General features: G+C 49.6%; 1 pseudogene. It reads left to right on the top strand.

The features are described from left to right. Nucleotides 1-21: 21 nt before the first annotated feature. Nucleotides 22-1223, top strand: a pseudogene (locus tag HMPREF1250_RS08585) (IS256 family transposase). Nucleotides 1224-1275: the final 52 nt, after the last annotated feature.

The following is a 1275-nucleotide window of genomic DNA, read 5'->3' as shown; positions in this document are numbered from 1 at the left end:
CCCACCGAGGAGGCAATAGCTATGTCTGATAACATTATACAGCTCAATGAGGATCTGATAAAGAACAATCTCAAAGATCTGGTGCGTAGCAGCGTTGAGGAAACCCTCAATGCTCTGCTGGATCACGAAGCTGATGAGCTTGTGAACGCTGGTAAATACGAGCGTTCCGGTGAACGGAAGGGCTACCGCTCCGGTCATTATGAGAGAAATTTCTCCACCACATCCGGTGATGTGATGCGCAGAGTTCCCAAACTCAAGGGCATTCAGTTTGAAACCGCTATCATCGAACGTTACAAGCGTCGCGAATGTTCCGTCGAAGAAGCCCTGATTGAGATGTACCTGGCCGGCGTCTCCGTTCGTCGTGTTGAAGACATCACGGAAGCACTCTGGGAAGCAAAGTGTCCCCCGGAACCATCAGCAACCTCAATAAGAAAGCATATGAACACATTGAGGAATGGCGTTCTCGTCCCCTTACTGAGGAGTACCCTTACGTTTACGTTGACGGTGTTTACTTTAAACGCAGCTGGGGCGGAGAAATCCAGAATGTCGCTGTCCTTGTGGCCATCGGTGTGAACAATGAAGGGTATCGCGAAATCCTTGGAGCTGCTGAAGGTATGAAAGAAGATCACGAAAGCTGGAAAAACTTCTTTGTATGGTTGAAAGAGCGTGGGCTTAAAGGGGTTCGTCTCATCATTGGAGATAAGTGTCTTGGAATGCTTGAGCGTATTCCTGAAGTCTTTCCGGAAGCCCGCTATCAGCGCTGTACAGCACATTTCTACCGAAATGTATTCACCGTTACACCAAGAACAAAGATGCGAACCGTCGCAATGATGCTGAAAGCCATCCATGCCCAGGAAAGCAAAAAGGCTGCCAGAGAAAAAGCAGCTTCTGTAGCACAGCAACTCCGCGAAATGAAGCTGTCCGCTGCCGCCCGGAAAGTGGAAGAAAGCATCGAAGAGACCCTCACATATATGGACTATCCAACGGAACACTGGAACCGGATCCGGACCAACAATACCACAGAACGCGTCAACAGGGAGATCAAGCGCCGAACAAAAGCGATTGGAGCATTCCCTGATGGTCAAAGTGCTTTGATGCCGGTCTGTGCCCGGCTGCGCCATGTAGCAGCGTCGGAATGGGGATCCAAGCGGTATCTCAACATGAATCACCTGTTTGATCTGGAACGCCAGCGCAAGGTTGACGATCAGTCTGCAGCCAGCTAACTATGACACCGGTGGCTGAAAATGAATTTGCGAAAGATTATTGACACTATCA

Source organism: Megasphaera vaginalis (ex Srinivasan et al. 2021) (assembly GCF_000478965.1).
GTDB classification, from domain to species: domain Bacteria; phylum Bacillota; class Negativicutes; order Veillonellales; family Megasphaeraceae; genus Megasphaera; species Megasphaera vaginalis.
The sequence above is the reverse complement of the archived record's forward strand: the minus strand, read 5'-3'. Positions and strand labels throughout refer to the sequence as shown.